The 25,398-nt window shown below is 30.1% G+C and carries 25 protein-coding genes, 1 tRNA gene and 2 pseudogenes; 16 read left to right on the top strand and 12 right to left on the bottom strand.

Annotated elements, in window-relative coordinates; translation table 11 throughout:
- Positions 1 to 51: 51 nt before the first annotated feature.
- Positions 52 to 747, bottom strand: coding sequence for a LytR/AlgR family response regulator transcription factor (locus tag AC0L4B_RS09890; protein ID WP_473436761.1), 696 nt, complete (start codon positions 745 to 747; stop codon positions 52 to 54).
- 206 nt (positions 748 to 953) lie between these two features.
- On the opposite strand from AC0L4B_RS09890, the gene rpsF reads away from it, so the two are divergent.
- From rpsF to AC0L4B_RS09910, 4 genes are all read left to right on the top strand, one after another.
- The gene (gene rpsF, locus AC0L4B_RS09895; protein ID WP_054850638.1) at positions 954 to 1,292 is read left to right on the top strand and encodes a 30S ribosomal protein S6; all 339 of its coding nucleotides are present in this window, start codon (positions 954 to 956) and stop codon (positions 1,290 to 1,292) included.
- Between the two features lie 2 nt (positions 1,293 to 1,294).
- The gene (gene rpsR, locus AC0L4B_RS09900) at positions 1,295 to 1,591 is read left to right on the top strand and encodes a 30S ribosomal protein S18 (RefSeq protein WP_028291330.1); all 297 of its coding nucleotides are present in this window, start codon (positions 1,295 to 1,297) and stop codon (positions 1,589 to 1,591) included.
- A gap of 13 nt (positions 1,592 to 1,604) precedes the next feature.
- Entirely contained in the window at positions 1,605 to 2,048 is a 444-nt protein-coding gene (gene rplI, locus AC0L4B_RS09905) for a 50S ribosomal protein L9 (RefSeq protein WP_473436762.1), read from the top strand.
- A gap of 134 nt (positions 2,049 to 2,182) precedes the next feature.
- Positions 2,183 to 5,335: a TonB-dependent receptor gene (locus tag AC0L4B_RS09910; RefSeq protein WP_473436763.1), complete on the top strand. Its 3,153-nt coding sequence runs from the start codon at positions 2,183 to 2,185 to the stop codon at positions 5,333 to 5,335.
- Between the two features lie 85 nt (positions 5,336 to 5,420).
- Here the strand turns inward: AC0L4B_RS09910 and AC0L4B_RS09915 are convergent, their stop codons facing one another.
- Both AC0L4B_RS09915 and AC0L4B_RS09920 read right to left on the bottom strand, forming a co-directional pair.
- Positions 5,421 to 5,795, bottom strand: a complete 375-nt coding sequence (locus AC0L4B_RS09915) for a hypothetical protein (protein ID WP_289045232.1) — start codon at positions 5,793 to 5,795, stop codon at positions 5,421 to 5,423.
- 27 nt (positions 5,796 to 5,822) lie between these two features.
- On the bottom strand, positions 5,823 to 6,143 hold the full coding sequence (locus AC0L4B_RS09920) for a roadblock/LC7 domain-containing protein (protein WP_473436764.1): 321 nt from the start codon (positions 6,141 to 6,143) through the stop codon (positions 5,823 to 5,825).
- Between the two features lie 275 nt (positions 6,144 to 6,418).
- Between AC0L4B_RS09920 and AC0L4B_RS09925 the strand changes: the two genes are divergently transcribed.
- The 7 genes from AC0L4B_RS09925 to AC0L4B_RS09955 all read left to right on the top strand — a co-directional run bounded on the left by AC0L4B_RS09925 (position 6,419) and on the right by AC0L4B_RS09955 (position 14,526).
- Positions 6,419 to 6,847 carry a hypothetical protein gene (locus tag AC0L4B_RS09925; protein ID WP_473436765.1) on the top strand — a complete coding sequence of 143 codons (429 nt, stop codon included), beginning with the start codon at positions 6,419 to 6,421 and terminating at the stop codon, positions 6,845 to 6,847.
- Between the two features lie 149 nt (positions 6,848 to 6,996).
- Positions 6,997 to 7,947 carry a glycerophosphodiester phosphodiesterase family protein gene (locus tag AC0L4B_RS09930; RefSeq protein WP_473436766.1) on the top strand — a complete coding sequence of 317 codons (951 nt, stop codon included), beginning with the start codon at positions 6,997 to 6,999 and terminating at the stop codon, positions 7,945 to 7,947.
- Positions 7,947 to 8,414: a DUF6495 family protein gene (locus AC0L4B_RS09935; RefSeq protein WP_473436767.1), complete on the top strand. Its 468-nt coding sequence runs from the start codon at positions 7,947 to 7,949 to the stop codon at positions 8,412 to 8,414. The genes AC0L4B_RS09930 and AC0L4B_RS09935 overlap by 1 nt, the downstream gene beginning before the upstream one ends.
- A gap of 149 nt (positions 8,415 to 8,563) precedes the next feature.
- Entirely contained in the window at positions 8,564 to 9,946 is a 1,383-nt protein-coding gene (gene hisS / locus AC0L4B_RS09940) for a histidine--tRNA ligase (protein WP_473436768.1), read from the top strand.
- Positions 9,947 to 10,008: 62 nt separating this feature from the next.
- On the top strand, positions 10,009 to 11,571 hold the full coding sequence (locus AC0L4B_RS09945) for a tetratricopeptide repeat protein (RefSeq protein WP_473436769.1): 1,563 nt from the start codon (positions 10,009 to 10,011) through the stop codon (positions 11,569 to 11,571).
- A 106-nt stretch (positions 11,572 to 11,677) separates the two neighbouring features.
- Entirely contained in the window at positions 11,678 to 13,984 is a 2,307-nt protein-coding gene (locus tag AC0L4B_RS09950) for a T9SS type A sorting domain-containing protein (RefSeq protein ID WP_473436770.1), read from the top strand.
- A 182-nt stretch (positions 13,985 to 14,166) separates the two neighbouring features.
- On the top strand, positions 14,167 to 14,526 hold the full coding sequence (locus AC0L4B_RS09955) for a hypothetical protein (protein ID WP_473436771.1): 360 nt from the start codon (positions 14,167 to 14,169) through the stop codon (positions 14,524 to 14,526).
- Here AC0L4B_RS09955 and AC0L4B_RS09960 read toward each other — a convergent pair.
- The 3 genes from AC0L4B_RS09960 to AC0L4B_RS09970 all read right to left on the bottom strand — a co-directional run bounded on the left by AC0L4B_RS09960 (position 14,519) and on the right by AC0L4B_RS09970 (position 16,961).
- Complete coding sequence (locus AC0L4B_RS09960; RefSeq protein WP_473436772.1) at positions 14,519 to 15,856, bottom strand: exonuclease domain-containing protein; 1,338 nt, start codon at positions 15,854 to 15,856, stop codon at positions 14,519 to 14,521. The genes AC0L4B_RS09955 and AC0L4B_RS09960 overlap by 8 nt on opposite strands.
- A complete protein-coding gene (locus AC0L4B_RS09965; protein ID WP_473436773.1) occupies positions 15,853 to 16,626 on the bottom strand; it encodes an XRE family transcriptional regulator in 774 nt (257 codons plus the stop codon). Before AC0L4B_RS09965 ends, AC0L4B_RS09960 begins: the two co-directional genes overlap by 4 nt.
- A gap of 261 nt (positions 16,627 to 16,887) precedes the next feature.
- A tRNA-Met gene (locus tag AC0L4B_RS09970) sits at positions 16,888 to 16,961 on the bottom strand.
- A 142-nt stretch (positions 16,962 to 17,103) separates the two neighbouring features.
- Between AC0L4B_RS09970 and AC0L4B_RS09975 the strand changes: the two genes are divergently transcribed.
- Together AC0L4B_RS09975 and AC0L4B_RS09980 are read left to right on the top strand one after the other, a co-directional pair.
- Positions 17,104 to 17,490 carry an START-like domain-containing protein gene (locus AC0L4B_RS09975; protein WP_473436774.1) on the top strand — a complete coding sequence of 129 codons (387 nt, stop codon included), beginning with the start codon at positions 17,104 to 17,106 and terminating at the stop codon, positions 17,488 to 17,490.
- A 52-nt stretch (positions 17,491 to 17,542) separates the two neighbouring features.
- Positions 17,543 to 18,385: an aminotransferase class IV gene (locus tag AC0L4B_RS09980; protein WP_473436775.1), complete on the top strand. Its 843-nt coding sequence runs from the start codon at positions 17,543 to 17,545 to the stop codon at positions 18,383 to 18,385.
- On the opposite strand, the gene AC0L4B_RS09985 is transcribed toward AC0L4B_RS09980, so the two are convergent.
- From AC0L4B_RS09985 to AC0L4B_RS10010, 6 genes and pseudogenes are all read right to left on the bottom strand, one after another.
- Positions 18,382 to 18,942, bottom strand: a complete 561-nt coding sequence (locus tag AC0L4B_RS09985) for a YqgE/AlgH family protein (RefSeq protein WP_116824451.1) — start codon at positions 18,940 to 18,942, stop codon at positions 18,382 to 18,384. The two genes, AC0L4B_RS09980 and AC0L4B_RS09985, sit on opposite strands and share 4 nt — an antisense overlap.
- Before the next feature lie 122 nt (positions 18,943 to 19,064).
- Positions 19,065 to 19,337, bottom strand: coding sequence for an HU family DNA-binding protein (locus AC0L4B_RS09990; protein WP_028281811.1), 273 nt, complete (start codon positions 19,335 to 19,337; stop codon positions 19,065 to 19,067).
- Positions 19,338 to 19,530: 193 nt separating this feature from the next.
- Entirely contained in the window at positions 19,531 to 20,481 is a 951-nt protein-coding gene (gene fmt, locus AC0L4B_RS09995) for a methionyl-tRNA formyltransferase (protein ID WP_473436776.1), read from the bottom strand.
- The gene (locus AC0L4B_RS10000) at positions 20,478 to 21,335 is read right to left on the bottom strand and encodes a RecQ family zinc-binding domain-containing protein (protein WP_473439427.1); all 858 of its coding nucleotides are present in this window, start codon (positions 21,333 to 21,335) and stop codon (positions 20,478 to 20,480) included. The genes fmt and AC0L4B_RS10000 overlap by 4 nt, the downstream gene beginning before the upstream one ends.
- Before the next feature lie 57 nt (positions 21,336 to 21,392).
- Positions 21,393 to 22,378, bottom strand: a pseudogene (locus AC0L4B_RS10005) (RecQ family ATP-dependent DNA helicase); the annotation flags it as partial.
- A complete protein-coding gene (locus AC0L4B_RS10010) occupies positions 22,379 to 22,921 on the bottom strand; it encodes an AAA family ATPase (protein WP_473436777.1) in 543 nt (180 codons plus the stop codon). It lies immediately after the preceding pseudogene.
- An 88-nt stretch (positions 22,922 to 23,009) separates the two neighbouring features.
- Between AC0L4B_RS10010 and AC0L4B_RS10015 the strand changes: the two genes are divergently transcribed.
- The 3 genes and pseudogenes from AC0L4B_RS10015 to murA all read left to right on the top strand — a co-directional run bounded on the left by AC0L4B_RS10015 (position 23,010) and on the right by murA (position 25,357).
- The gene (locus tag AC0L4B_RS10015) at positions 23,010 to 23,303 is read left to right on the top strand and encodes a DUF493 family protein (protein WP_028291348.1); all 294 of its coding nucleotides are present in this window, start codon (positions 23,010 to 23,012) and stop codon (positions 23,301 to 23,303) included.
- Between the two features lie 70 nt (positions 23,304 to 23,373).
- Positions 23,374 to 24,032, top strand: a pseudogene (locus AC0L4B_RS10020) (DUF4290 domain-containing protein).
- A gap of 8 nt (positions 24,033 to 24,040) precedes the next feature.
- The gene (gene murA / locus AC0L4B_RS10025) at positions 24,041 to 25,357 is read left to right on the top strand and encodes a UDP-N-acetylglucosamine 1-carboxyvinyltransferase (protein ID WP_473436778.1); all 1,317 of its coding nucleotides are present in this window, start codon (positions 24,041 to 24,043) and stop codon (positions 25,355 to 25,357) included.
- Positions 25,358 to 25,398 lie beyond the last annotated feature (41 nt).

The following is a 25,398-nucleotide window of genomic DNA, read 5'->3' on the forward strand; positions in this document are numbered from 1 at the left end:
AAAAAAAGCCTACTTGAAAAAGTAGGCTTTTTTTGGCATATATTTTATTAATTAAATACTATTTAAAGCATCTACTAATTGTGTTTTTTTGTTTCGGCTTAAAGGTATTTCGTAGGCACCAACTTCAACATTTTTACTGTTAAATCTATCAACTTTGTCAAGATTAACAATATAAGATTTATGGATTCTTAAAAACTTACCTTCTGGTAATTCATGTTCAAAAGCCTTCATTGTAGATAAAACAACAAGACTTGTATCTTCGGTCACTAACTTTACATAGTCACCTAAAGCTTCAATCCATTTGATGTCTCTAATATATACTTTACGTTTTTTAAGGTTGCTTTTAACAAAAATATGTTCACCTTCTTCTTGATTAAAATCAAGTTTAAGTTTGTGTTGCTCTACAGCTTTATCAACTGCTTGGCTAAAACGCTCTCTAGTAATTGGTTTTTGTAAATAGTCAGTAGCATCATAGTTAAAGGCTTTAAATGCATATTCTGTTTTACCTGTAACAAAAATAATTTGAGGTTTATTATTTAAAACATCTAATAACTCAAAACCATTAAGTACTGGCATTTCTATATCCAAAAATATAAGATCAACCTTATGTGTGTTTAATCCATTTTTAGTCTCCAAAGCACTGCTGTATTCAGCAATTAAATTTAGATTATTGTTATTTTCAATTAGCTTTACAATAGATAGTCTTTGTATTGCTGAATCATCAACTACTACACAATTTAATATCATAGTATATTTTTTAAATAGGTTAATTTATCGACAATAGTACAAAAAATTCGGATTAAAACCAAAAAACATCGCTTAAATGTAAAAATTAACATTTTATTTATCTTGTGTTGAATGTTATTTATTGAAATGGATAAAAAACAATTTGTGAGATTAAATAAAAAGAAGTATTTTTGCACTCATTTTTAACACAAATAAATTAGATTTTTATGAATCATTATGAAACTGTTTTCATCTTAAATCCCGTTTTATCTGAGACACAGATAAAGGAAACAGTAAAGAAATACGAAGATTTTCTTGTTTCTAGAGGAGCTAAGATGGTATCAAAAGAAGATTGGGGACTTAAAAAATTAGCATACCCAATTCAAAACAAAAAAAGTGGATTTTATCACTTATTTGAGTACCAAGTAGAAGGAGAAGTAATTAATCCTTTAGAAGTAGAGTTTAGACGTGATGAGCGTTTTATGCGTTACTTAACTGTTGCAATGGACAAACATGCTGTATCATGGGCAGAACGTAGAAGAGTTAAATTAAAACAAAAAGCGTAATCATGGCAAGTATAGATCAACAAGCAAAAGGAAAAAAAGAAGGAGAAATCAGATATCTTACTCCTTTAAATATTGAAACTAACAAGAACAAAAAATATTGTCGTTTCAAAAAGTCTGGAATCAAGTACGTAGATTACAAAGATGCAGATTGGTTATTAGGGTTTGTTAACGAGCAAGGTAAAATTTTACCAAGACGTTTAACAGGTACCTCTTTAAAGTATCAAAGAAAAGTGTCTGTAGCTGTAAAAAGAGCGCGTCATTTAGCTTTAATGCCTTACGTAGCAGATTTATTAAAATAAAAATAGCATAACAATGGAACTTATATTAAAACAAGACGTTGAGAATTTAGGATTTAAAGACGATGTTGTAACGGTTAAGAACGGTTATGGTAGAAATTTTTTAATCCCTACAGGACATGCAGTTTTAGCAACTAATTCTGCTAAAAAAGCATTAGAAGAAACTTTAAAGCAACGTGCTTTTAAAGAAGCTAAAGAAGTTGAAGAAGCTAATAAAGTTGCAGAAACTATCAAAGCTTTAGAAATTAAAATAGCAGCTAAAGTTGGACAAGGAGACAAATTATTTGGATCTGTTAACAATATTGATGTAGCTGAAGCATTAGCTAAAGAAGGTCAAAATATTGATAAAAAATTCATTTCAGTAACAACTGTAAAGCGTTTAGGTAAGTATACTGCTACTGTACGTTTACATAGATCAGTAAAAGTTGATTTAGAATTTGACGTTGTTGCACAAGCATAATATTTTATTTGTTAACAAAAAGTTAATAAATTAGATGTAAATATTAAAGCTACTCTTATCGAGTAGCTTTTTTTGTGTTAATTTTATATGGTATTATGCACGCATAATATGTTAAAAACATAACACACAACGACATGAAAAAAAATCAATTAACTATTATTTTGATATTATTTACAGTCTTTGCATATGCGCAAGTGACTACATCTAATATTAAAGGACTTATTATGGATGATGCTAATGTGCATCTGTTTGGCGCAAATATAGTAGCTGTCCATGGTCCCACAGGGACAAAATATGGAGCAATATCTAACGTAGATGGTAGATATAATTTATTAAACTTAAGGATTGGTGGACCATACAAAGTAACAGTATCTTATGTGGGTTTTGAGGATAAAGTATTTGAAAATGTATTTTTAACTTTAGGAAAAACAACAAATATTGATGCTATAATGAGTACTAGTGAAGAGTCTTTAGATGAGGTAGTTATCACTGGTTCTTCTTCTGGGACTTTTGGTAGCGATAGGACTGGTGCCGAAACTAGCGTAGGAAAAAGAGAGTTAACAACATTGCCTACAATTTCTAGATCAGCTGCCGATTTTACAAGACTAGAACCATCCGCTTCAGGAAACTCTTTTGGAGGTAGAAATGATCAGTTTAACAATTTTACTTTGGATGGAGCTGTATTTAATAATCCATTTGGTTTAGATGCAGCAACGCCAGGTGGACAAACAGATTCTCAGCCGATATCTTTGGATGCAATTGACCAAATTCAAGTTTCGTTAGCGCCTTACGATGTAACTTTATCTGGATTTACAGGTGCTGCAGTTAATGCAGTTACAAAAAGTGGTACTAATGAGTTTCATGGTACAGTTTATGGATTTACTAGAAACGAAGACATGACTGGAGGAAAGATTATGGGACAAGACGTTTTTCAATCTGACTTAAAGCAAAACCAATATGGTGTAAGTTTAGGTGGTCCAATTATTAAAAACAAACTATTTTTCTTTGCAAACTTTGAAAAAGATGAACGTTCTGATTTAGGTACAAATGGATTTGCTCCTAATAGAGGTACAGGTGCTATTAATGAAACTCGTGTTTTAGAGTCTGATTTAATAACTGTTCAAAATGGGTTAGCTAGTATTGGGTATGATACAGGACGTTATGAAGGTTTTAATTACGATTCAAATTCTACTAAAGGAATTTTTAAATTAGATTGGAATATTAGTGATAGTCATCGTTTAGCTGTAATTTATAATTTTTTAAATGCTTCTAAAGAAAAACCAGCCCATCCTACTGCTTTAGGTTTTAGAGGTCCAAGTTTTGCTACCTTACAATTTGAAAACTCAGGTTATGAAATTAATAATAATATAAATTCAGTTCAATTAGAAATAAATTCTACACTATCAGGTAGTATTACTAATAAATTACAAGTTGGTTATAGTCATTTTGATGATTTTAGAAACCCTTTATCGTCTCCAATGCCTGCTTTTAGAATATTAGATGGTGCAGAATCCACTTATATTGTTGCAGGTCACGAACCTTTTTCTATTAATAATAAATTAGACCAGAAGGTTTTTCAATTTTCTAATAATTTAAATTACATTAAAGGAGATCACACATTTACAGCTGGAGTGTCTTATGAAAAATTTGAATTTGACAATTCATTTAATTTAGGAGCTTACGGTTATCGTTTTGGACCAGGTCAATACCCTGAGTATCCAGAAGGAGGTTATGTAGGTGCTTTGGGTGGTGATTTTGCTGATATTGAAGCATTCAATGCGGCTATTTCTAGCGGTATGTTAGCAGATGCGATGGCTAATGCACAAAATATTTATGATACAAATACTAATAATGATAGTTGGGCTTTAGCAGAAACTAATGTTGGTCAATTTGCTTTTTATTTACAAGACGAATGGAATGTTAACGATAATTTCAAATTAACTTATGGAGTAAGATTTGACAAACCATTATTCTTTGATTCATCAACAAAAGCTCAAGAGGTCATTGATAGAGCATGTTGTTATTCTCCAGATATAGAGTATATTAATCCTAATACAGGAGAAGGCGTATTTTTAGATAATACTAAAATGCCTTCTAATAAATTTTTAATTTCTCCTAGAGTAGGTTTTAATTATGATGTGGAAGGAGATAATAGTTTTCAAGTTCGTGGAGGTACAGGCTTATTTACAGGACGTTTACCATTTGTTTGGTTAGGTAACCAAATTGCTAACCCAGAAGTTTTCTTTTACCAGATGGTAGATCCTGACTTTAAATTCCCTCAAGTATGGAGAACTAACATTGGTGCTGATTATAGATTTGATAATGGTATTGTTGCAACAGGAGATATTTCTTACACAAAAGATATTAATGGCGCGCATGTTCAAAATTGGGGATTACGTAATCCATCTGGTACTTTAGGTGCACCAGGTGATAATAGACCTGTTTATACAGATGCAGATATAATTAATAATGCCTATGTATTTACAAATTCTGATAAAGGACGTATTTGGAATTTTACCGCTAAAGCTCAAAAAACTTTTGACAACGGATTGTATACAAGTTTAGCTTATAATTATTTGAATTCAAAAGACGTTAACTCAATTGAGGCAGAAATTACAGGGGATGCATTTGCTTTTAATCCTATAGTTGGTAATGCAAATGATGATGTATTATCCTATTCAAAATATGGTGATACACACCGTTTTATTGGTGTCGCTAGTAAAAAGTTTACCTATGGAGATGACAAATGGTCAACTACAATTTCTACTTTTTTCGAGTACGCTCAAGGTGGACGCTTTAATTATACCTATGGAGGAGATTTAAATGGTGATGGATCAGATTTAAATGATTTGTTGTATGTTCCAACTGCTTCAGAATTACAAAATATGCAATTTTCAGGTGCTGGTCAAGCTGAAGCTTATGAAGCTTTTATTCAACAAGATGATTATTTAAGTGAGCGTCGTGGTGATTACGTAGAACGTTACGGAGCATTAGCACCTTGGAGAGGTCGTTGGGATCTTAAGCTGTTACAAGATTATAAATTTAATGTTGGTGGAGGAAAAACAAACACAATACAATTAAGTTTAGATGTTTTAAACATTGGAAATTTATTAAATAGTGAATGGGGAGTTGTACAACAACCAACATCTGTTCAACCTGTAGGAGTAGATGTTGATGCTTCAGGAGTACCAACATATACATTTACCGGTGTAACTGAAACTTTTTCATATGATACAAGTTTATTATCCAGATGGCAAGCACAATTTGGAGTTAGGTATATTTTCTAATATCTAAAGACATTAGCATTAAAAATAAAAGCGGATAATTCTAAAATTAGAATTATCCGCTTTATTTATTAAAAAGAATTTAAGCTTATAGTTGGCTTACAATTTCTTTCTTGTATTTTTTAAGTAATGCTCTAGTCATACCTAAATTTGCTTTATCAGAATCTACAGCTAAGTAAATAAAATATTCACCATTTTCAGATACATCAATAATGTGTATTTGACTATTAAGTGTAATTAAAATGTCTTGTATTGAAGCATCAAGATCTAATGCTTTAATAGCACTTTTCTTAGCTTTAACAACTTCTAAGTTAAAAGCAGATGCGATTTCTGGATCAAAATCCTTTGAGTTAGAATGTGATACATAGCATACACCAGAGCTTACCTCTGTTACAGATACAGCAATGTAACCAGGTACATTTGATTTAATATCCTCAGTAAATTGTTCTAAAAAATTTGACATAATTGTTTTTTTTAATGTTTGTTAATATTATTTGTTTTGTAAAGAGTTCATCTGTTTTAGTAATAATCCAAACATAGATACATTATCAGAAACAACAAATATAAAATCATCAGATTCTAATTTGTTAATGACTATGTAATCTTTTTCAGATCGCACTATTAATTGGTTTAGTTTATTTTTTGTAATGTCATGTATTAAATCATTGCACATAGATAAACTAGTTTCTGTCATTAAAGCAATATTAACCGATTGTTCTGTATTAATAGACTCGATTACATTTCCTTCTTTATCAGCTAAGACAGCGATCTTAGCACCAGTATCTTCAATAATTTGTTCAAGGTTAATCATAGGTGATAATATATTGTATCGGACAAATCTAATTTATTATCTTATCATCAATTGGTAAAATGTGTTTAAAATATGTTAATATAGATAAAATGCTAATTTATAAGGTTAAAGTGTTTTTGTAAAAAAATAAATTATGTAATGTAATAGTTGTATTACCGTTTATCGGGTTAAATTGCTTTAAGTCTTTAAAATACGTAATTTTAAAGGAATATTGTTAGATTGTCTTAAATAATATTTAATCTTGCACAGATTATTACTTTAAATACCTTCACATTATGAGCATAATAGATAAATCAAGCCAAGAACTAACCGAAATCTTAAATCTAAGAAAAACAACTTTTGCTTTAAACAGAAAAGGATTAAAAAGTAGTGCAATAGATACTAATAAAATCAAAACAGATTCAGTTTTACCTAATATTGAGGATTTTAAAGAGGTTAAACAAAAAGAGGTGGAAAAAATAGAGACTGAAAGTAAACCTGAAATAGTTATAGAGTCTAGTATTGAAGAAGTAGTTTTTGTACCTAAGCCAGAAAAAGAAGTTGAAACTAAAGCAGTAGAGATACAATCTAATAATGAAGAAGAAGAATTATCAACAGTAGAAGATCTTGATGACAAAAAAGCATTTGATCCTACAGCAACTGGAGCTACAAAAACATACAACGCACGTATGAAAAGTGGTTACTTTGGTAGAAGAAGACGATAAACAATACGGATAGTCATTACACAAAATAATTCTAGTGTTATTAAAAATCTAGAATTACAGACTATATAAAACTACAATATATTACGTAAATTTGCGCTCCTTTTAAGGAGCGCATTTTTTTTAATATTTTGTCACAAAATCAATTTTAAATGAAATTATTGTATCGCTTTCGCGGAAATCAAGCCATCAAACAGTTAACTTTACTAGTGTTTTTAATAAGCGTAGTGTCTTGTAAGGATTCAAAACAAGATGTATCTAAGACTAATGAAACTACTACTGAAACCAAAGCACAAATAGAAAAACAATCAGCATTAATTGATACTTTTAAATATAACCCAGAAGACGACCTAATTATTAGTGTACATCGTGGAGGTAAAGGTTTAAAGCACTATCCAGAAAACTGTTTAGAAACTTTAAAATATGTCAATGACAGCATACCTGCAATTTATGAGATTGACGTCGCACAAACCAGAGATAATGTATTAGTCTTAATGCACGATAACACACTTGAGCGTACAACAACAGGAACAGATAGATTGAATAAATATACTTATGAAGAGCTTCAAGCATTTAACTTAGTTGATGATTATGGTAATGAGACTACATTTAAAATCCCAACATTAAAATCGGTTTTACTTTGGGCAAAACAAAATAATGTAGTGTTAACTTTAGACAAAAAACGTAGTGTGTCTTTTGATGCAATTGTGGCATTAGTAAAGCAAGTTAAAGCCGAAGATGTTTCAATACTTATTACCTATGATATTAAGCAAGCTACCCAAGCATATGCATTAGCACCAAATTTAATGTTATCGGTTTCAGCTAGAAATCAAAAAGAATTAGATTGGTTATTACATTCAAAAATACCAACACAAAATATGCTGGCTTTTACAGGTACAAAATTATCACCAAACCAGTTTTATAAAACCGTTCAATCTCATGGTATAAAAACAATGTTAGGGACTTTAGGTAACCTTGATAAGCAAGCAGAAGCTAAAGGAGAAGTGCCTTACAAAGTTTGGAGAGATAAAGGTATAGATTTGTTTGCAACAGACAGACCATTTGACGTTGCAAAAGCATTAAATATAACAAAGAAGAAATAATGAAGTATTCAAGACTTACAAAAGAACAATTTGAAGAATTGCATCAAGAATTTATAAATTTTCTAGCCACACAATCTATCACAGCAGAGGAGTGGGCAACTATTAAAACAAAACAACCAGAGGTAGCAGAACAAGAACTAGATGTTTTTAGTGACTTGGTTTGGGAAGGTGTTTTAAAATCGGTTAAATATGTCGAGCAAATTTCGGCTCAAAACATTCATTTATTCAGCTTTAACGAAGACCATATGCATGTTATTGGAATTAAGATCGATGGACCAATAGATGTTACGACAAAAGATGGGTTTAATTGGCTTCGTGAAAACTTAATGGACGAAACTGTAACTTTTACACAAGGTAAAAAAGACTATTCTGAAGACAAGAATTTAGATAAGTTTAAGTTAATTAAAGCAGGAAGCGCTATTACAAAAGGCGAATTGTATGAGTATATGAATACGTTAATTAACTAATTAAGTAGTAATAAAAAGCATAGTGTTGTTTTTCCTTGTAAAAGTAAACAAAGACAACAGTATTATATATTTTTGTATTCTTAGTATTTAAAATACTATTAAAGTAAAAAGTAATCATTAAAAACATTTCTGCTTTCGCAGGAAATATTATGGCACAAAAACCAAGCATACCAAAAGGAACAAGAGATTTTAATCCAGAACAAGTAGCAAAGCGAAATTATATTTTTAGTACCATAAAGTCTAAATTTCAACGTTTTGGGTTTCAACCAATAGAAACACCAAGTTTTGAAAACTCGGATACCTTAATGGGTAAATATGGAGAAGAAGGTGACCGTTTGATTTTTAAAATTTTGAATTCAGGTGATTATTTAAATCCTAAAAAAGGAGCTATTTCTCAAGAAGATTACATAAAAAGAGAGAGTAATTTATTAACGAAGCAAATCTCTGAAAAAGCATTACGTTACGACTTAACAGTGCCTTTTGCAAGATACGTTGTGCAGCACCAAAACGAAATTGATTTTCCTTTTAAGCGTTATCAAATGCAACCTGTTTGGCGTGCAGATAGACCACAAAAAGGGCGTTTTAGAGAGTTTTACCAATGTGATGCAGATGTTGTAGGTAGCGATAGTTTATGGCAAGAAGTTGAGTTTGTACAATTGTATGACGAGGTGTTTACAGCCTTAAAACTAGAAGGAGCAACCATTAAAATAAACAACCGTAAAATATTATCTGGTATTGCAGAAGTTATTGGTGCCAGTGATAAATTAATAGATTTTACTGTTGCTTTAGATAAGTTAGATAAAATAGGTGAAGCTAAAGTAAAAGAAGAAATGCTTAATAAAGGTATCTCTGAAGAAGGTATAGCTAAACTTCAACCGTTATTTACTTTATCAGGAGATTTTGGGTCTCAAATCGATAGTTTAAAAACGATATTGTCAACTTCTGAAGAAGGACAAAAAGGTATTGAAGAGTTAGGTTTTATTAATAATGCAATTGAAACTTTAGGTTTAAAATCGGCTAAATTACAATTGGATGTGACTTTAGCTAGAGGTTTAAATTATTATACAGGAGCTATTTTTGAAGTTTCTGCACCAGAAGGTGTTGCTATGGGATCCATTGGTGGAGGAGGTCGTTATGACGACTTAACTGGTATTTTTGGTCTTAAAAATGTAAGTGGAGTAGGAATTAGTTTTGGATTAGATCGTATCTATCTAGTGTTAGAAGAGTTAGGTTTGTTTCCAGAAACCATAACAAAATCTACCGAAGTCTTATTTATTAATTTTGGTGAAAACGAATCGCTATTCAGCTTAAAAGCCATAAAGGCTTTGAGAGAGCAAAATATTAATGCCGAATTATATCCGGATAATGCTAAAATGAAAAAGCAAATGAATTATGCTAATAAGCGTAATATTCCGTTTGTTGTTTTGGTAGGTGAAGAGGAATTAAAAAATAATCAATTCACTTTAAAAAATATGATCTCTGGAGAGCAAGACAAAGTTGATTTACAAACTATGATTTCTAATCTTAAATAAAATTTAATAATAACGTTAATTCAAAGTAAAGTGTAACTATTTAAAATACTAAGTATAGTTGTATGAAAGTGTTTATCCAGTTTTTAATATTTTTTATAAGCACTTTAGTGTTTTCTCAAAATATAAAGACCTTAGACACTTTAATAGTAAAAGGTATTAAAGCTCGTGATAATAAAGACTATACATTATCATTAGAGATTTTAACTAAAGTCCGTACAGTTGCAGAAGATAACAACTGGTATAAACAACAATTTTTAGCACTAAATAATATTGGAGCTAATTATTATTCTATGCTGGATTATGGTGAAGCTTTAGATAATTATTTAGAAGCTTATACTTTAGCTTTAAAATTTCTTGATGAAAGTGAAGAAATGACGGTTTTAAATAATATTGCTATTTTATACAGTAAAGAAGGCGATTTAAATAAGGCAGAAGAGTATTTTTATAAAGCTTATACATTAGCACTTAAGCACGAGGATGATATTAAAATCGGGTTATATGCACTAAATTTAGGTATTGTTGCAAATGAGCTTGATAAGTTGGACCTTGCTGTAAATTATCTAGAAGATAGTAAGATTCGTTTAAAAAATCACCCTGAAATTACTATTTTGTCAGATGTTGCTTTGGCTGAAAATAAGTATAAGCAAAACGACCTAAATGAAGCTAAAAAACTAGCATTAATGCTGTTGCCTAACTTAGACTCAAGTGCATTAACGGAAGAAAAAATATCAACATTAATATTACTTTCAAATATTTCAAAAAGAAATAGAGAAATTTTAAATGCTGTTAGTTATGCTAAACAAGCTTTAAAGGTTGCCGAAAACCCTGAATTTAAAATCAAAATTTATAATCAATTAGCAGAGGTGTATTTAACACAAGGTTTAATTGATAAAGTTTTAGCGTCTAAAGATTCTGTTATTGCCTTAACTCAGGCGTTAAGCAAAATACAAAATGGACGATTCTATCAAGCCAATAAAGTTAAGTTTGAGGTTGCTAATTATAGAAAAGAACTTCAGCAAAATAAACTTCAGCAAGCATCAGAACGAACAAAATTTTATACATTATTTGCAGTTTGTGCTTTAGTAATAATATTAATTTCTTGGGCATTAAGAAACAGTTCAATTAAAAACAAACAACGTTTAGTGTTGCATAAAAAAACTAAAGAAATTATTGAATTAGAGCAAGAAAAATATAAAACAGAAATTGAAATTCGTAATCAAAAACTAGCAGCTAAAGCTTTGCAAATCTCAAGTCGGAATAAATTACTTAAAGATATTATTGCTTCATTATCAAATCAAACAGAAGTTTCAAAAAATGTATTTCTTTCTAAAAAAATAAAAGAATTAAATAGTTTACTTAATAATGAAAAAGAATGGAATAGTTTTTTAAAACACTTTGAAGAGGTTAATCATAATTTTATTCATCAACTTAAAAAACGTCATCCAGAATTAACTGCAAATGATATTAGATATATAAGTTATTTATATATGGATTTAACTAATAAAGAGATTTCTTCATTGTTTAACATTACAGAAGTAGCTTCTCGTAAACGCAAAGAGCGAATTAGTGTGAAAATGGGTTTATCTGAAAGCTCAGGCTTATATTCTTATTTATCAAGTGTTTAAATTAAGATGTCACACTTTTTATTAAAGCTGTCGCATTTATTGTATCAAAATTTTATAAGTTATAATTTTTATTAAAGAATATTGATGTTCATTTAAAATACTAATTATGAACAAAACTATTTCTCTTTTTTTAATTGTGTTGTGCTTTTCATTACAGCAAATTTTTTCTCAAATTCAAATTACAGGATCTGAAGAATTTGGTCGAATTTTTGATCTCACTTATGATTTAAATGTGACCAATAAAATCTATGCTAAAACATTAGGGAATCACATCGTAGTGTCTGAAGATAATGGTGATAATTGGGATGTTTTATACGCTTTAGATTTTTTACCTGGAGCAAGCATAGAGCAATTAAAATTATCTGAAGATGGTACAACTTTAACCTTCGTTGCTTTTCAAGGTAATTCACCAAATAATGCTGTATTAGTTTTAGATATAGCGACTTTATCAATTATAAAATCGTTTTCGTTACCAAATCAAACAGATTTAGCTTATGTAAATTCTTATGATTTCTACGATTTAAATATGGATGTATTAATTATAGATACTAATTTTCCTGTTGGTTTTAACACAGAAGGAAAAACATATTACACTGCAGATGGAGGTTTAACTTGGGATATGATATATTATACTAATAATAATGATACTGTTTTTTTAAACAACGTAGCTGTAAGTCCTAATGACCCAAATAAGTTATTTTTAGTAAGAGGTAATGGTAGCACTAGTATCGATGGTGGACTATTAATATCTGATGATGCTGGTCAAACTTTTGTAGAAAAATTACCAAGTATTGTTTTGAATCCAATAGAATTTAACCCTATAGATGATCAAACTATTTACTTAGGTACTGGGATAAGTTTTGGTGGAACTGTAGAGAATTTATATAAGTCTATTGATGGTGGTAATACTTTTAGTATAGTACCTATTACATGGTCTTCTGGTGTTTTAGATAATATTAATGTTATTAAATTTAATAAGAATAACCCATCACAAGTTATTGTTTTAGAAGAGAATGAAATGGTGATTTCTAATGATGGAGGACTTACTTTTCAAAATATAGTTTACCCTATTGATAATACAGATAGTTATTACTATGGATTAAATGCTAGTTATAATCCTCAAGATTTTAATCAAATAGCTATTAGTTCTAATTATATTCCTTTACTTTCTAATGATGGAGGTTTGACAGTATCAGGTATACCTAACCCATATTTTGTAAGTACAGGTAAAACATCTGTTTATAGAAATGGTGTAGATTCAAGTTTATATTATGGTGTGCAATTTGGTCATGTCCACAGAGATCTAGATACAGATCTAGACACGCCTTATAATATCTCGCCTTTAAATAATTTTTCTAATAATGGTGATGGTTCTATTTTTGTTGATCAAATTATACAAAACCGTATTTTTGGATTGTCTTCTAGTTTTACAGGTAGTAATTTTTATGTTAGTAATGATAATGGTTACACTCAGCATCAATTATTTAATTTATATACCAATAGCTTAACATCTGTAGCAACATACCCTAATAATACTAATGTTGTTTTAGCAGCTTTTAGAGGTTATGATCCTTCTGAATCCATTTTGAAAAAAATAGACTTTACTGATATTAACAATGTGCAAGTAGAAGATGTAGTATTACCTTTTGTAAGTTATGTCAATGGAGTTTTAATTGATAATACAGGTAAAATTACTGCAGCTATTGGTAACGAAGTTTATTATTCTTTGGATGATGGTGTAACATGGGTTAATATTAGTAATGGTTTAGATAACTTGACTTCTTCTGGTCTTATTTATGATTTACAACAAGATCCTTTAAATGTTAATAGATTAGCTTTAGCAACATCATCTGGTATATTTATGTCTGATAATGCTGGAGTCACTTGGACTCAAAAAACAACAGATATTGTTCATGATATTGCATTTTCAACAGTTTCACAAGGAGCAATGGTTGCTTCTACATATAATAGTCAAGTGTCAGTATTCCAAATTTATTACTCAACGGATGATGGAACAAATTGGCAATTGATTAATAATCAACAATTACATAGTGTTTCTTCTGCAACTTCTGCGTATTATTTTTATCAAGATATGGTAACTGTTTTTGTAGGTACTTCAGATCTTGGGTTGATGGAGTATAATATAGACTTAAGTACATTAGGTGTACCAGAGTTTACAGATGTTGACCAAATAATAACCGTTTATCCTAATCCAAGCTCCAATTCAATTAACATAAGTACAAAAAATGGTGGCATTAGTCAAGTTGTATTGTATTCAGTTACTGGAGCAAAAATCAAAACATTTAAAAATCAATCTAATTTAGATATATCAAATCTAGCATCAGGTGTTTATTTATTACAAATACAAGATTTAAATAACAAAATATTTTTTAAGCGTGTGGTTAAAAAATAATACATTCAGAATCCCTTAACTGTTTTTAGTATAAACCCTTATTACTTTATTAATAAGGGTTTTTTGTTTTAAAATAACTGTTTTATCATAATAGATGGAGTGAGTCTATTTATTAAACAGCGTAATTATCTTTCAATTTTTATTAATACATTTATGACTATTACAGAAATGATTTATTAAAAATGACAATAGAGAATTTACCAGGAGTCTTTCAAATATCAGGAACAAACCAAGATAGAGAAGGATTGACTTATGAAGGTGTTTTAGATTTACAGTTGGATGAAAATAACAGAATTAAAGCTAAATGGCTAATTAATAATAATCAAGAGCAGTTTGGAACTGGTTTTTTTAAACATAACATCTTAGTTATTAATTTTAATTATAAGGGAGAAGATAATCTCATTTACAAAGGTGTTGTAGTTTACAAATGTGTTACCAATGACATATTAGAAGGTTTTTGGTCAGAAAAACACGGTAACCCATTGTATTTAGGAGAAGAGCGTTGCTTTAGAATTAAAACAAAACCAACAACGATCAATTAGCTTGTATCGTTTTTCTTAAAATTTTCTGGATATCTAAATTGTCTTTCTGCGGAATTAAATAATGTTCTAATTCCACTTGATTATTAATTTGCTCTGTTTTATCAATAAACCCATAACCTTGATATGTGCTATCTTTAATAAGTATAAAAGCTTCTTCATTTACATGTCTACCTTGTTGTTTGATAACCATATCTTTTTTTGAATTAATTGTAAATTCTATTGCAGAGTTTACTCTAAGGTTATAGGCTTCTACAGTTTCATTAGTGTCACAAATCCCTTTACAAGTTTTTATCTTATAATGCGAGCATTGTGTAACGCCATCTTGTAAGTGACAAAACTTGGGGCACAATTCAAAATCATTACAAAGTTTTTCTAAGTATAATCTACATTCTGCTATGTTAGAAAAGGTTTCAATTGGGTTAGGTGTTGCTTTAAAGGTGTTATATGCTAAGTGTTTTATACCTTGTCTATCTTCATAACTAAAAATTGAGAATGCTTTAGGTACACGTTTAGAAACTATATTAAATTCTGGATAATGTTGTTTTATAGCAGCATCTTCCATTAATAAGGCAATAAGCTCTGTTCCTGAAAGTTCAAAGTCAATATCAGACGTGTTTCGACATAAGTCTAAAGACTTTTGTGCTTTACTGTAAAAGTGGCTTAAAACACGTTTTTTGATGTCTTTAGCTTTACCAATATAAATAATTTTTCCTTTTTTATTTTTGAAGTAATATATACCAGCTTTATTGGGCAAATTATTAAAAACAGATGTCGGTAAGTTAGATGGTAATGTCGCTTCTTTTGAAGATTTTTTTAAAAAATCATTAAAGACGGTTTCAGCATCTTTTTGATTAAGTAATTGTTCAAATAAAATAACTGTTGCTTCTGCATCTCCACGAGCTCTGTGTCTATCAGCAATATGTATCTCTAAATCATTACAAAGTTTACCTAAGCTATAAGATTTGTGTCCTGGTAACAATTTTCGTGATAATCTTACAGTACATAATTTTTTTCGATTAAAATCTATGTCTAGTTCTTTAAACTCGTTTCTAATTACATTATAATCAAAATTGACGTTATGAGCTACAAAAATGGTATCAGATGTTATTGCTAAAACATCTTCTGCAATCTCTTTAAATGTAGGTGCATTGGCTACAGTACCATTGTCAATACCTGTTAGTGTTGTGATGTAAACAGGTATGAAAACCTCTGGATTTACCAAAGAAGTAAATTCATCTACAATTTTATTTCCATCGTATTTAAATACTGAAATTTCAGTAATCTTATTAGTTGGACCACTAGTTTCTACATCAATAATAGTATACATCATTTTATACTTTTTTCTAATGCTTTTAACTCAATACCTAACTGATTAAACATGTTAAGTATGCTACTTATTTTTAATTCTTCTTGACTGTACTCTTGTGTGTTTATACTGCAAGTAAACTCCCATATTTCAAGTACTTCGCTAATTGAAATGTTGTATTCTTGATAGTTTTTATTGTCAGATATTAATGTTAAAGTCTGGTTTTTGTCAATGTTATTTTGGACGCGTTTATAAACCATACCATCATTAATGGTTACTAATACGTAAGTACGACCACTTTTAATCTCGTTTCTATCTTCTATAAAACGACCAATAACAAACGATCCGTCTTTCATGGGTAACATAGAGTCTCCTTTGATAGGAAATGCACGATGTTTTCCGGTTGGTAAAAACGGAAGTTTTATTTTTTGTAATTGCTCAATATATTCTGGATCATCATAGCCTGCTAAATATCCAGCAGAGGCTTTTACAGGAACGATTTCAATTAAATCATCATTTGCATCATCTACTGTAATAGGAAACAGTATGCGTTGTTCATTTAACTGAATAAAGGTTGTTGCATTACTTTTTGACAGATCGTACTTTAATAGTAAGTCTATAGTTATTTTGAAATGTTTTGATAAAGAAATTAAAAACTCAATAGTTGGAGCAGATCTTTTTTCTTCATACGACCCAATTCGGGATCTTGACACGTTAAGTATTTCTGCTAAATCTTGTTGAGATAGATTTTTGAGACCTCTTAGGTGTTTTATGTTTGTAGCGATGTAATTCATTATGCTACAAATATAGGTAACAAAAACTTGTATTTGTAGTTTTTATTTAGATCAAAGCTAATTATTTGTCAAAATAAAGCATTATGACTTGATTTATAGTTTTTTAAAAAACTGAAAGATGTCTTTTTTAATACTATAAGAATTAAGTATTCTGATTTACAATCAAAACGTATTCACAATCGTATGCAAAAGAATTTAAAATTAAGCATAAAAAAAACGGTCTAGAAGACTAAACCGTTGATTTTTAATGTGTAAATTTTGTAGCGAGAACGAGATTTGAACTCGTGACCTCCGGGTTATGAATCCGACGCTCTAACCAACTGAGCTACCTCGCCATAATTTTGAGAGTGCAAATATATAAAGATTATTGAATGTGGCAAATAAAATTTCAAATAAAAATTTTTATTTCAATTTTTTTCTAAACTTATTAATTAATGTATATATTGGACAAATAATAATAGACAAGAATACAATTAAATGGAAGATAAAATAAAGTACGAGATGGAATTTGTAGTACATGCTTCTCCATCATTACTATACCAATATATATCAACACCTTCTGGATTATCTGAATGGTTTGCAGATAATGTAAACTCTCGAGGAGAATTATTCAAATTTATTTGGGATGGTGCTGAAGAGCAGGCTAAATTAATTACTAAAAAATCTGGAGAGCGCATTAAATTTAAATGGTTGGTAGATGAAGACGATCCATATTTCTTTGAAATAAAAATTCAGGTGGATGAAATAACTAAAGATGTTTCAATAATAGTTACTGATTTTGCAGAGGAAGATGAGGTAGAAGAAGCTAAAATGCTTTGGACTAATCAAATTTCAGACTTAAAACAAGTTATAGGTTCTGCATAAAAATACATTCAATTAAAGTATATTTGTCCCATTGAAAAATGGGACTTTTTTTATGATAAATTTTAACGGAACACTTCAAGATAATAACATAGTAATATCTAACACAAATCGTGGTTACTCTTATGGTGACGGACTTTTTGAAACCATTAAAGCTGTGCATGGTAAGTTGTTGTTTTTTGAAGATCATTATTTTAGACTAATGGCTTCGATGCGTATTTTACGTATGAAAATACCAATGAGTTTTACAATGGAGTTTTTTGAAGAACAGATTAAAAACACGCTTGAAGCTAATGATTTGCTTAGTAAATCTGCAAGAGTTAAAATTCAAATAGATAGAGTAGAAGGTGGTTTATACTTACCAAAATCTGATGGTGTAAACTATATTATAGATGTTAAGGCTTTAGATGAGGATTTTTACTTGTTAAATGATAATAAATACGAAGTCGATTTATATAAAGATCATTATTTGTCACCAAGTTTGTTATCTACATTAAAGTCTAGTAATAAGGCTATTAATGTAATAGGGAGTATCTATGCAAAAGAAAACAGACTAGACAACTGTTTGTTAATAAACACTAATAAAAGTGTTGTAGAGGCTTTAAATGGAAACCTATTTTTAGTCAAAGGAAAAACCATAAAAACACCGCCATTATCTGATGGTTGTTTAAAAGGAATTTTAAGACAACAATTGTTAGAAATTATTAAACTAATACCAGAATATACTTTAGAAGAAGCATCTATATCTCCTTTTGAACTTCAAAAAGCAGACGAGCTATTTACAACTAATGTTATTAAAGGGATACAGCCAATTACTAAATACCGTAAAAAAGTCTTTACAAACGAAGTTGCAAAAATGCTACTACAAAAATTAAATGTAAAAGTTAGACTAGGTTAGTTATAGCTTGGGTTTTCAGGAGCATTAGACCAAATAGAATAGTCTTCACCAAGTTCAATCATCTTTTCTTTCCAAAAGGTTTCGTAGCTTTTTTCAATGATATCCTTTTTGTAGGTGTTTTTGGTAACGACCCATGCATTAGATTTTAATTCGGTTTCAAGTTGGTTACTATCCCAACCAGAATATCCTAAAAAGAATTTAATGTCATTTGCTGTAATTTGATTATTTGCAATCAGATCCGCAACAATATTAAAGTCGCCTCCCCAAAATATACCTAAAGATATTTCCACACTATTTGGTATTAGGTCAGGACGTTTGTGTATAAAATAAAGATTGTCTTGTTCAACAGGTCCACCATTATAGACATCAAAAGACGCATCTATTTGTGGTATCAAGTCGCTTATCGAGTAATTTAAAGGCTTATTTAAAATAAAACCAATAGCACCTTCTTTGTTATAATCTGTTAGAAGTACTATTGATCTATTAAATGATATATCTCCAATAATTGAAGGTTCAGCAATTAATAAGTCACCCTTTTTTGGTTTGGTTGTAGTCATTGTAAAAGGATTAGGTTATTTAAATGTAGTATTTTTTTGGTTAAAAACCAATTATTATTAATTATATCAAATAAAAAAAGCCTTCATATTGAAGGCTTTTTGAAAATATTTTGAGCAAAGGTTTAGTTTACAGCGTTTGCTAAATCAGAACCAGCTTTGAACTTAACTACGTTTTTAGCTTTTATTTTGATAGTTTTTCCAGTCTGAGGATTTCTTCCGTCTCTAGCAGCTCTTTTAGATACTGACCAAGAACCAAATCCTACTAATGAAACTCTATTACCTTTTTGTAAAGATCCTTCAATTTCGATTAACGCACATTCTAAAGCTTTCTTTGCAGCAGCTTTAGTAATTCCTGCGTGTTCTGCCATAGCATCGATTAAATCTGTTTTGTTCATAATTTTAATTTTAATTATTAATAAATAGTTGATTAAACACTTTTTTGTTAAATCCTTTACAAATTTATACGGATTATGCTACTATGCAAGTAATAGCAAGGGAAAAGCACTTATTTGTTAATAACTTTGTTCATTTGTTAATAAACAAGGTGTGTTTTTATTAATTTATTGCAACATCAATGGTGATAAGGGTTTACAGCATTTTTGCTTGCTGGTCAAATTGGTAACCATTTAAAAGTGATTTAATATCCATATTGCGTTTTCCTGGTAATTTAACATCTAAAATATTTATAAAACCCTCTTTTACAGCGACCTTAAGTGTAGACTTGTCACTTATAATTGTCCCAATATTTAAATTATGTACTTCTAATTGTTTTTCAGCTTTATAAATTTTAATATCCAATTCGTCTTCATTATTGTGTAATTTACACCAAGCTGCAGGATATGGACTTAATCCACGTATCTTATTATATATATTGTCTATAGTATCTGTAAAATCTATCTTACAATTGTCTTTATTTAGTTTGTAAGCCGTTTTACTTATGGCATCCTCTGGTTGTGGAGTGGTATTAACCTCTCCAGTTTCAATTAACTTAATAGTGTCAATCACAAGACTACTACCAATATGCATTAATTTGTCATGAAGGCTTCCTGCGTTTTCATCTGGTTGAATATCTAATTCTTTTTGTAAAATCATTTCACCAGTATCAATTTTTTCATCAATAAAAAAAGTAGATACGCCTGTTTTTGTTTCCCCATTAATAATAGCCCAATTAATTGGTGCAGCACCACGATAATTAGGTAATAAAGAGGCGTGAAGATTAAATGTTCCATGTTTTGGCATTGCCCAAACAACTTTTGGTAACATTCTAAAGGCTACAATAATTTGTAAGTCGGCCTTTAAAGCTTTTAATTGTTCTAAAAAAGCTTCACTTTTAAGATTTGTAGGTTGTAAAATAGTTAGACCTTTTGATTTAGCAAATACCTTTACAGCAGATTCGTTTAGTTTACGTCCTCGTCCAGCAGGTCTATCTGGTGCAGTTATAACACCAACGACATTATAGTTATGTTCTAAAATGGTTTTTAATGTGGTCACCGCAAAATCTGGTGTTCCCATAAAAACAATTTTTAAGTCCTTTTTCATAAATGTTTTAATTTGTAACTATTAGTTTTTGTAATTTCAATAGTGTTGTCTTCCAACAATATTTTTATTGTAGCATTAATTTGTGCTTCTGTAAAAGGTAAAGCTGTAAATAAAGCTTTTGAGGTTTTTGCACCAAATTCTAAATTGGTAATTATACCATGTTTTACCGTTTTAATATCTGTTTTTGGTTTCGCTTTCGCGGAAATACAAACACTACAAATTCCGCATTTGTCAACGTCTTTTTCACCAAAATAGGTTAATAATTGAATGCTTTTGCAAATTTGGTCATTATTAACGTAATCTAAAACAGCTTTCACTTGTTTTTGTTTTAGTAAGTTTTGTTGTTTAATAATGGTAGCAACACGGTTTATTGTTTTTTCGTCTTCACGAGGTTCAATAAAAGTGATTTGAGCATCAGTTTTATTAATATTTAAGGTTATAATTTGGTCTTTTTCTAACTGTGTCAAAACCGAAATTAGTTTTTGTTCTGGCACGTTAGCTTTTTCGGCAATTAGGCTACTATTTATTTTGGTGCTATGTTCAAAAATACCACCATAGGTTCTTAAAATAGATTTTGTAATAATTTCAAAACTTTTATGTGTTTCTAAATACCTAAATAGCGTATTGCTTGACACTGTAAATTGTACATCAATACGTTTATTAAACTGTTTGCTTAAAGTTATAATACTTGTATTATTAAGTATGTTTAATGTGTTGTAAGTCGTTACAGTGTTAAACTTATAGGTTTTACAAAAGTCATTAAAATTAAAATCAAAGGTTTGATAGGTACCTTCACCATATGAGATTTGAAAATAACTACATAATTTACGGTATACCAATTTAGTGAAGTCCACAGTTGGTAATACATTTAAAAACTGTTTGTTTAATGCATTATCATCATTTTTGTTTTTTAGTATAACAGCATAAGCCTTAGTCTCATCACGACCAGCACGTCCAGCTTCTTGAAAATAGCTTTCAATACTATCAGGAAGGTTTATGTGTATAACGGTTTTAACATCAGACTTATCAATACCCATTCCAAAAGCATTTGTGGCAACCATAACTTGTTTTTTACCTAAAAGCCAGTCGTTTAAATGTTGGTCTTTAAGTATGTTATTTAGGCCACCATGATAATAGGTACTTGTTATGTTTTTTTGTTCTAAATATTGAGCAATTTCAAGAGACAAGCGTCTGTTTCTTACATAAATTATGGACGGTTGCTTATTTTTATTTAATATGGCTTCAAGTCTAAAATATTTGTCTTCTTCTTCAAAAACCATGTAAGCAATATTTGGTCTATAAAACGATTGCTTAAATACTTTGGGACTAATAAAATCTAATTCGGTTTTAATATCCTCGATAACTTCTGGAGTAGCACTTGCTGTTAAAGCAATAACATTAACCGTAGGTTGTAACTGACGTAAAACGGTTATGTTTTTGTAAGCAGGTCTAAAGTCATTTCCCCATTGACTAATACAATGGGCTTCATCTACGGCAATAAGGTTGACATTCATTTGTCTTATACGATCTTGAACTAATTCTTGTTGCAAGCGTTCTGGCGACAAATACAAAAACTTATAATTACCATAGATGCAATTATCTAATAGTGTGTCAATATCTTTACTGGATATTCCGCTAGTTAAAGCAATTGCTTTAATGCCTTTTTTTGTAATGCTTTAACCTGATCTTTCATTAAAGCAACCAAAGGCGAAATAACAATACATATTCCTTCTTTAGCTAAAGCAGGAACTTGAAAACACACACTTTTTCCTCCACCAGTTGGTAGTAAAGCAAAGGTGTCTTCATTAGCAATAACAGCATTAATAATATCTTCTTGAAGTGGTCTAAAGGCTGTAAATTTCCAATAACGTTCTAGTATGTTAATTGGATGTTTCATTTACAAAGCTTTAACGACATCTAAAATATGTTGCGCTCTGGTTTCAATACTTCCAAAAGGTACATCTTGCAGATTGTAATCGTATTTTTGATAGGTTTCTAATAGGTTTTGGTGTATTATTTTGGCTTGTTCAAAACTTTCGTAACGCACAGCGTCACTTTTATATATTTCTTGCCAAGGTGCCAAAATAAAAACGTAATCATAAGTGTTTTCTTGACATGACTTTACAAAGTTTTCTGGATAGCCTTCTTTCGCATATTCCATGTATGCCACAACGTCAGGTACACCTCTGTCTAAAAATACAAACTCACTATTGCTATTTTGGGCATCAGTATATTGTTGTTCGCGACCTTTAAGTAACAACTCGCTAAATAATAAAGGTTGGGTTAAAAACATTTGGTCAATGCCTTTTTCTCTGGCATCTAGGGTTACTTGACGCGAGATTTCTTCATAACATGTATAACCACGTTTGTTTAGCTCGTTAATAATTGCCGATTTTCCTGTACTTGGGCCTCCTGTAATGACTATCTTTTTTGCTTTCAATTGAAAAAAATTTATTGGTAAAAATCCGAAATAAATTCATTAAAAAAAATCTAAACAAAATGGTATATTTGTTGCTTATTAAATAGCTATGAATAAGACACCAAATCCAGAAGAATTTTACGCAAAATTAAAAGAACAATTACAAGATACTGCGCTTTGGCCAAATGAGTATTTGTATAAATTTATAGTGCTATCTGATTTACAGAAAATAGCAGAAGTAGAAGCTATTTTTGATAACATGGGAGCAGTTATTAAAACAAAAGAATCTAGTAATGGTAAATACACCAGTGTATCCATTAACGTTAGAATGAAAAATCCGGACCATGTTATTGAAAAGTATCTAGAAGTTACAGAAAAAGTAGAAGGCGTGATAAGTCTTTAATTTTTTTTGTATTTTGCACAAGCATTATAAAAACTTCGATGCACACTTATAAATTCTACACTTTTTTATTTTGATAGACGACATAGAGTATAACACAGAGCGTGAACATTTAATTATTCCTGAATATGGACGCCATATTCAAAAAATGATTAATCATGCTAAAGCGCAAGACACCAAAGAAGAGCGCAATAAATTAGCAAAATCAATAATTGCAGTAATGGGTAACATGCAACCACATTTGCGTGATGTACCAGATTTCCAACATAAACTTTGGGACCAATTATTTATTATGTCTAATTTTGAATTAGATGCTGATTCTCCATATGGAGCGCCTTCAAAAGAGGAATTGTCTGAACGTCCACAACCTTTAAAATACCCTCAAAATTTTCCTAAATATCGTTTTTATGGTAATAACATAAAAACAATGATTGATGTTGCAAAAACCTGGGAAGAAGGTGAAATGAAAGAGGCTTTGACATATACCATTGCCAATCACATGAAAAAGTGCTTTTTAAATTGGAACAAAGACACTGTTGAGGATAAAGTGATTTTTGACCATTTATTTGAGCTTTCAAACGGAGAAATTAATCTTAAAAACTCTGAAGAAGATTTGACTGATTCTTCTAGATTAATGAAAGCATCAAGCGGAAAAAAATACTCCAATAACAATAATAAAAAAGGAGGTCACAAAAAAATAATAATCAAAACCGAAACCGAAAAAGATACTAATCACATTTATGGGAACATTTAAAATTGAAGGTGGTCACCAACTAAAAGGAAATATACAACCTCAAGGTGCCAAAAATGAATCGTTACAAATATTATGTGCAGTTTTATTAACTCCAGAAAAAGTAACCATAAATAACATACCTGATATTATTGATATTAATAAGTTAATATCACTTTTAAGTAACTTAGGTGTTAAGGTTGAAAAATTATCAGAAAGTACATACTCTTTTCAAGCGGACGATTTAAATTTAGAATATTTAGAATCTGCTCAGTTTAAAAAAGAAGGAAGTTCTTTAAGAGGATCTATTATGATTGTCGGACCTTTATTAGCACGTTTTGGTAAAGGGTACATTCCAAAACCAGGAGGAGATAAAATTGGACGTCGTCGTTTAGATACTCACTTTGAAGGGTTTATTAATTTAGGAGCAAAGTTTAGATATAATCGTGAAGATTATTTTTATGGTGTAGAAGCCGATAAATTAATTGGTACAGATATGCTTTTAGATGAAGCTTCTGTAACAGGAACAGCAAATATTGTAATGGCTGCTGTATTAGCAGAAGGTACAACAACTATATACAATGCAGCTTGTGAGCCTTATTTACAGCAACTATGTAAGATGCTGAATAGAATGGGAGCAAAAATTTCTGGTGTTGGATCTAATTTACTAACCATTAAAGGTGTGGATAGTTTAGGAGGAACAGAGCATACTATGCTGCCAGATATGATTGAAATTGGAAGTTGGATAGGTTTAGCAGCTATGACAAAATCAGAACTTACAATTAAAAATGTAAGTTGGGACGATTTAGGACAAATACCAGATGTATTTAGAAAGTTAGGTATTACTGTTGAGCGTAAAGGAGATGATATTTACATTCCTGCTCATAAAGAGGGTTACCAAATACAAAATTATATTGATGGTTCTATTTTAACTATTGCAGATGCACCTTGGCCAGGATTTACTCCTGACTTATTAAGTATTGTTTTAGTTGTAGCTACACAAGCAAAAGGTGAGGTTTTAGTGCATCAAAAAATGTTTGAAAGTCGCTTGTTTTTTGTAGATAAATTAATTGACATGGGAGCAAAAATTATACTTTGCGATCCACATAGAGCCACAGTAATGGGACATGATTTTAAATCACAATTAAAGGCAACAACAATGGTATCTCCAGATATTAGAGCAGGTATATCGTTATTAATTGCTGCATTATCTGCAAAAGGTACTTCTACAATACACAACATCGAGCAAATTGATAGAGGTTATCAAAAAATTGTAGAACGTTTACAAGCTATTGGAGCTAAAATTGAACGTATTGACGGAAACTAAATTTAGATAAAAGATAAAAAAAGCTTCAGCAATACTGAAGC

This window comes from Olleya sp. NP1-10 (assembly GCF_055804415.1).

Excerpts from the sequence above, each read along its gene's own strand:
- AC0L4B_RS09890 (WP_473436761.1), bottom strand. The coding sequence starts at position 747 with ATGATATTAAATTGTGTAGTAGTTGATGATTCAGCAATACAAAGACTA.
- rpsF (WP_054850638.1), top strand. The coding sequence starts at position 954 with ATGAATCATTATGAAACTGTTTTCATCTTAAATCCCGTTTTATCTGAG.
- rpsR (WP_028291330.1), top strand. The coding sequence starts at position 1,295 with ATGGCAAGTATAGATCAACAAGCAAAAGGAAAAAAAGAAGGAGAAATC.
- rplI (WP_473436762.1), top strand. The coding sequence starts at position 1,605 with ATGGAACTTATATTAAAACAAGACGTTGAGAATTTAGGATTTAAAGAC.
- AC0L4B_RS09910 (WP_473436763.1), top strand. The coding sequence starts at position 2,183 with ATGAAAAAAAATCAATTAACTATTATTTTGATATTATTTACAGTCTTT.
- AC0L4B_RS09915 (WP_289045232.1), bottom strand. The coding sequence starts at position 5,795 with ATGTCAAATTTTTTAGAACAATTTACTGAGGATATTAAATCAAATGTA.
- AC0L4B_RS09920 (WP_473436764.1), bottom strand. The coding sequence starts at position 6,143 with ATGATTAACCTTGAACAAATTATTGAAGATACTGGTGCTAAGATCGCT.
- AC0L4B_RS09925 (WP_473436765.1), top strand. The coding sequence starts at position 6,419 with ATGAGCATAATAGATAAATCAAGCCAAGAACTAACCGAAATCTTAAAT.
- AC0L4B_RS09930 (WP_473436766.1), top strand. The coding sequence starts at position 6,997 with ATGAAATTATTGTATCGCTTTCGCGGAAATCAAGCCATCAAACAGTTA.
- AC0L4B_RS09935 (WP_473436767.1), top strand. The coding sequence starts at position 7,947 with ATGAAGTATTCAAGACTTACAAAAGAACAATTTGAAGAATTGCATCAA.
- hisS (WP_473436768.1), top strand. The coding sequence starts at position 8,564 with ATGGCACAAAAACCAAGCATACCAAAAGGAACAAGAGATTTTAATCCA.
- AC0L4B_RS09945 (WP_473436769.1), top strand. The coding sequence starts at position 10,009 with ATGAAAGTGTTTATCCAGTTTTTAATATTTTTTATAAGCACTTTAGTG.
- AC0L4B_RS09950 (WP_473436770.1), top strand. The coding sequence starts at position 11,678 with ATGAACAAAACTATTTCTCTTTTTTTAATTGTGTTGTGCTTTTCATTA.
- AC0L4B_RS09955 (WP_473436771.1), top strand. The coding sequence starts at position 14,167 with ATGACAATAGAGAATTTACCAGGAGTCTTTCAAATATCAGGAACAAAC.
- AC0L4B_RS09960 (WP_473436772.1), bottom strand. The coding sequence starts at position 15,856 with ATGATGTATACTATTATTGATGTAGAAACTAGTGGTCCAACTAATAAG.
- AC0L4B_RS09965 (WP_473436773.1), bottom strand. The coding sequence starts at position 16,626 with ATGAATTACATCGCTACAAACATAAAACACCTAAGAGGTCTCAAAAAT.
- AC0L4B_RS09975 (WP_473436774.1), top strand. The coding sequence starts at position 17,104 with ATGGAAGATAAAATAAAGTACGAGATGGAATTTGTAGTACATGCTTCT.
- AC0L4B_RS09980 (WP_473436775.1), top strand. The coding sequence starts at position 17,543 with ATGATAAATTTTAACGGAACACTTCAAGATAATAACATAGTAATATCT.
- AC0L4B_RS09985 (WP_116824451.1), bottom strand. The coding sequence starts at position 18,942 with ATGACTACAACCAAACCAAAAAAGGGTGACTTATTAATTGCTGAACCT.
- AC0L4B_RS09990 (WP_028281811.1), bottom strand. The coding sequence starts at position 19,337 with ATGAACAAAACAGATTTAATCGATGCTATGGCAGAACACGCAGGAATT.
- fmt (WP_473436776.1), bottom strand. The coding sequence starts at position 20,481 with ATGAAAAAGGACTTAAAAATTGTTTTTATGGGAACACCAGATTTTGCG.
- AC0L4B_RS10015 (WP_028291348.1), top strand. The coding sequence starts at position 23,010 with ATGAATAAGACACCAAATCCAGAAGAATTTTACGCAAAATTAAAAGAA.
- murA (WP_473436778.1), top strand. The coding sequence starts at position 24,041 with ATGGGAACATTTAAAATTGAAGGTGGTCACCAACTAAAAGGAAATATA.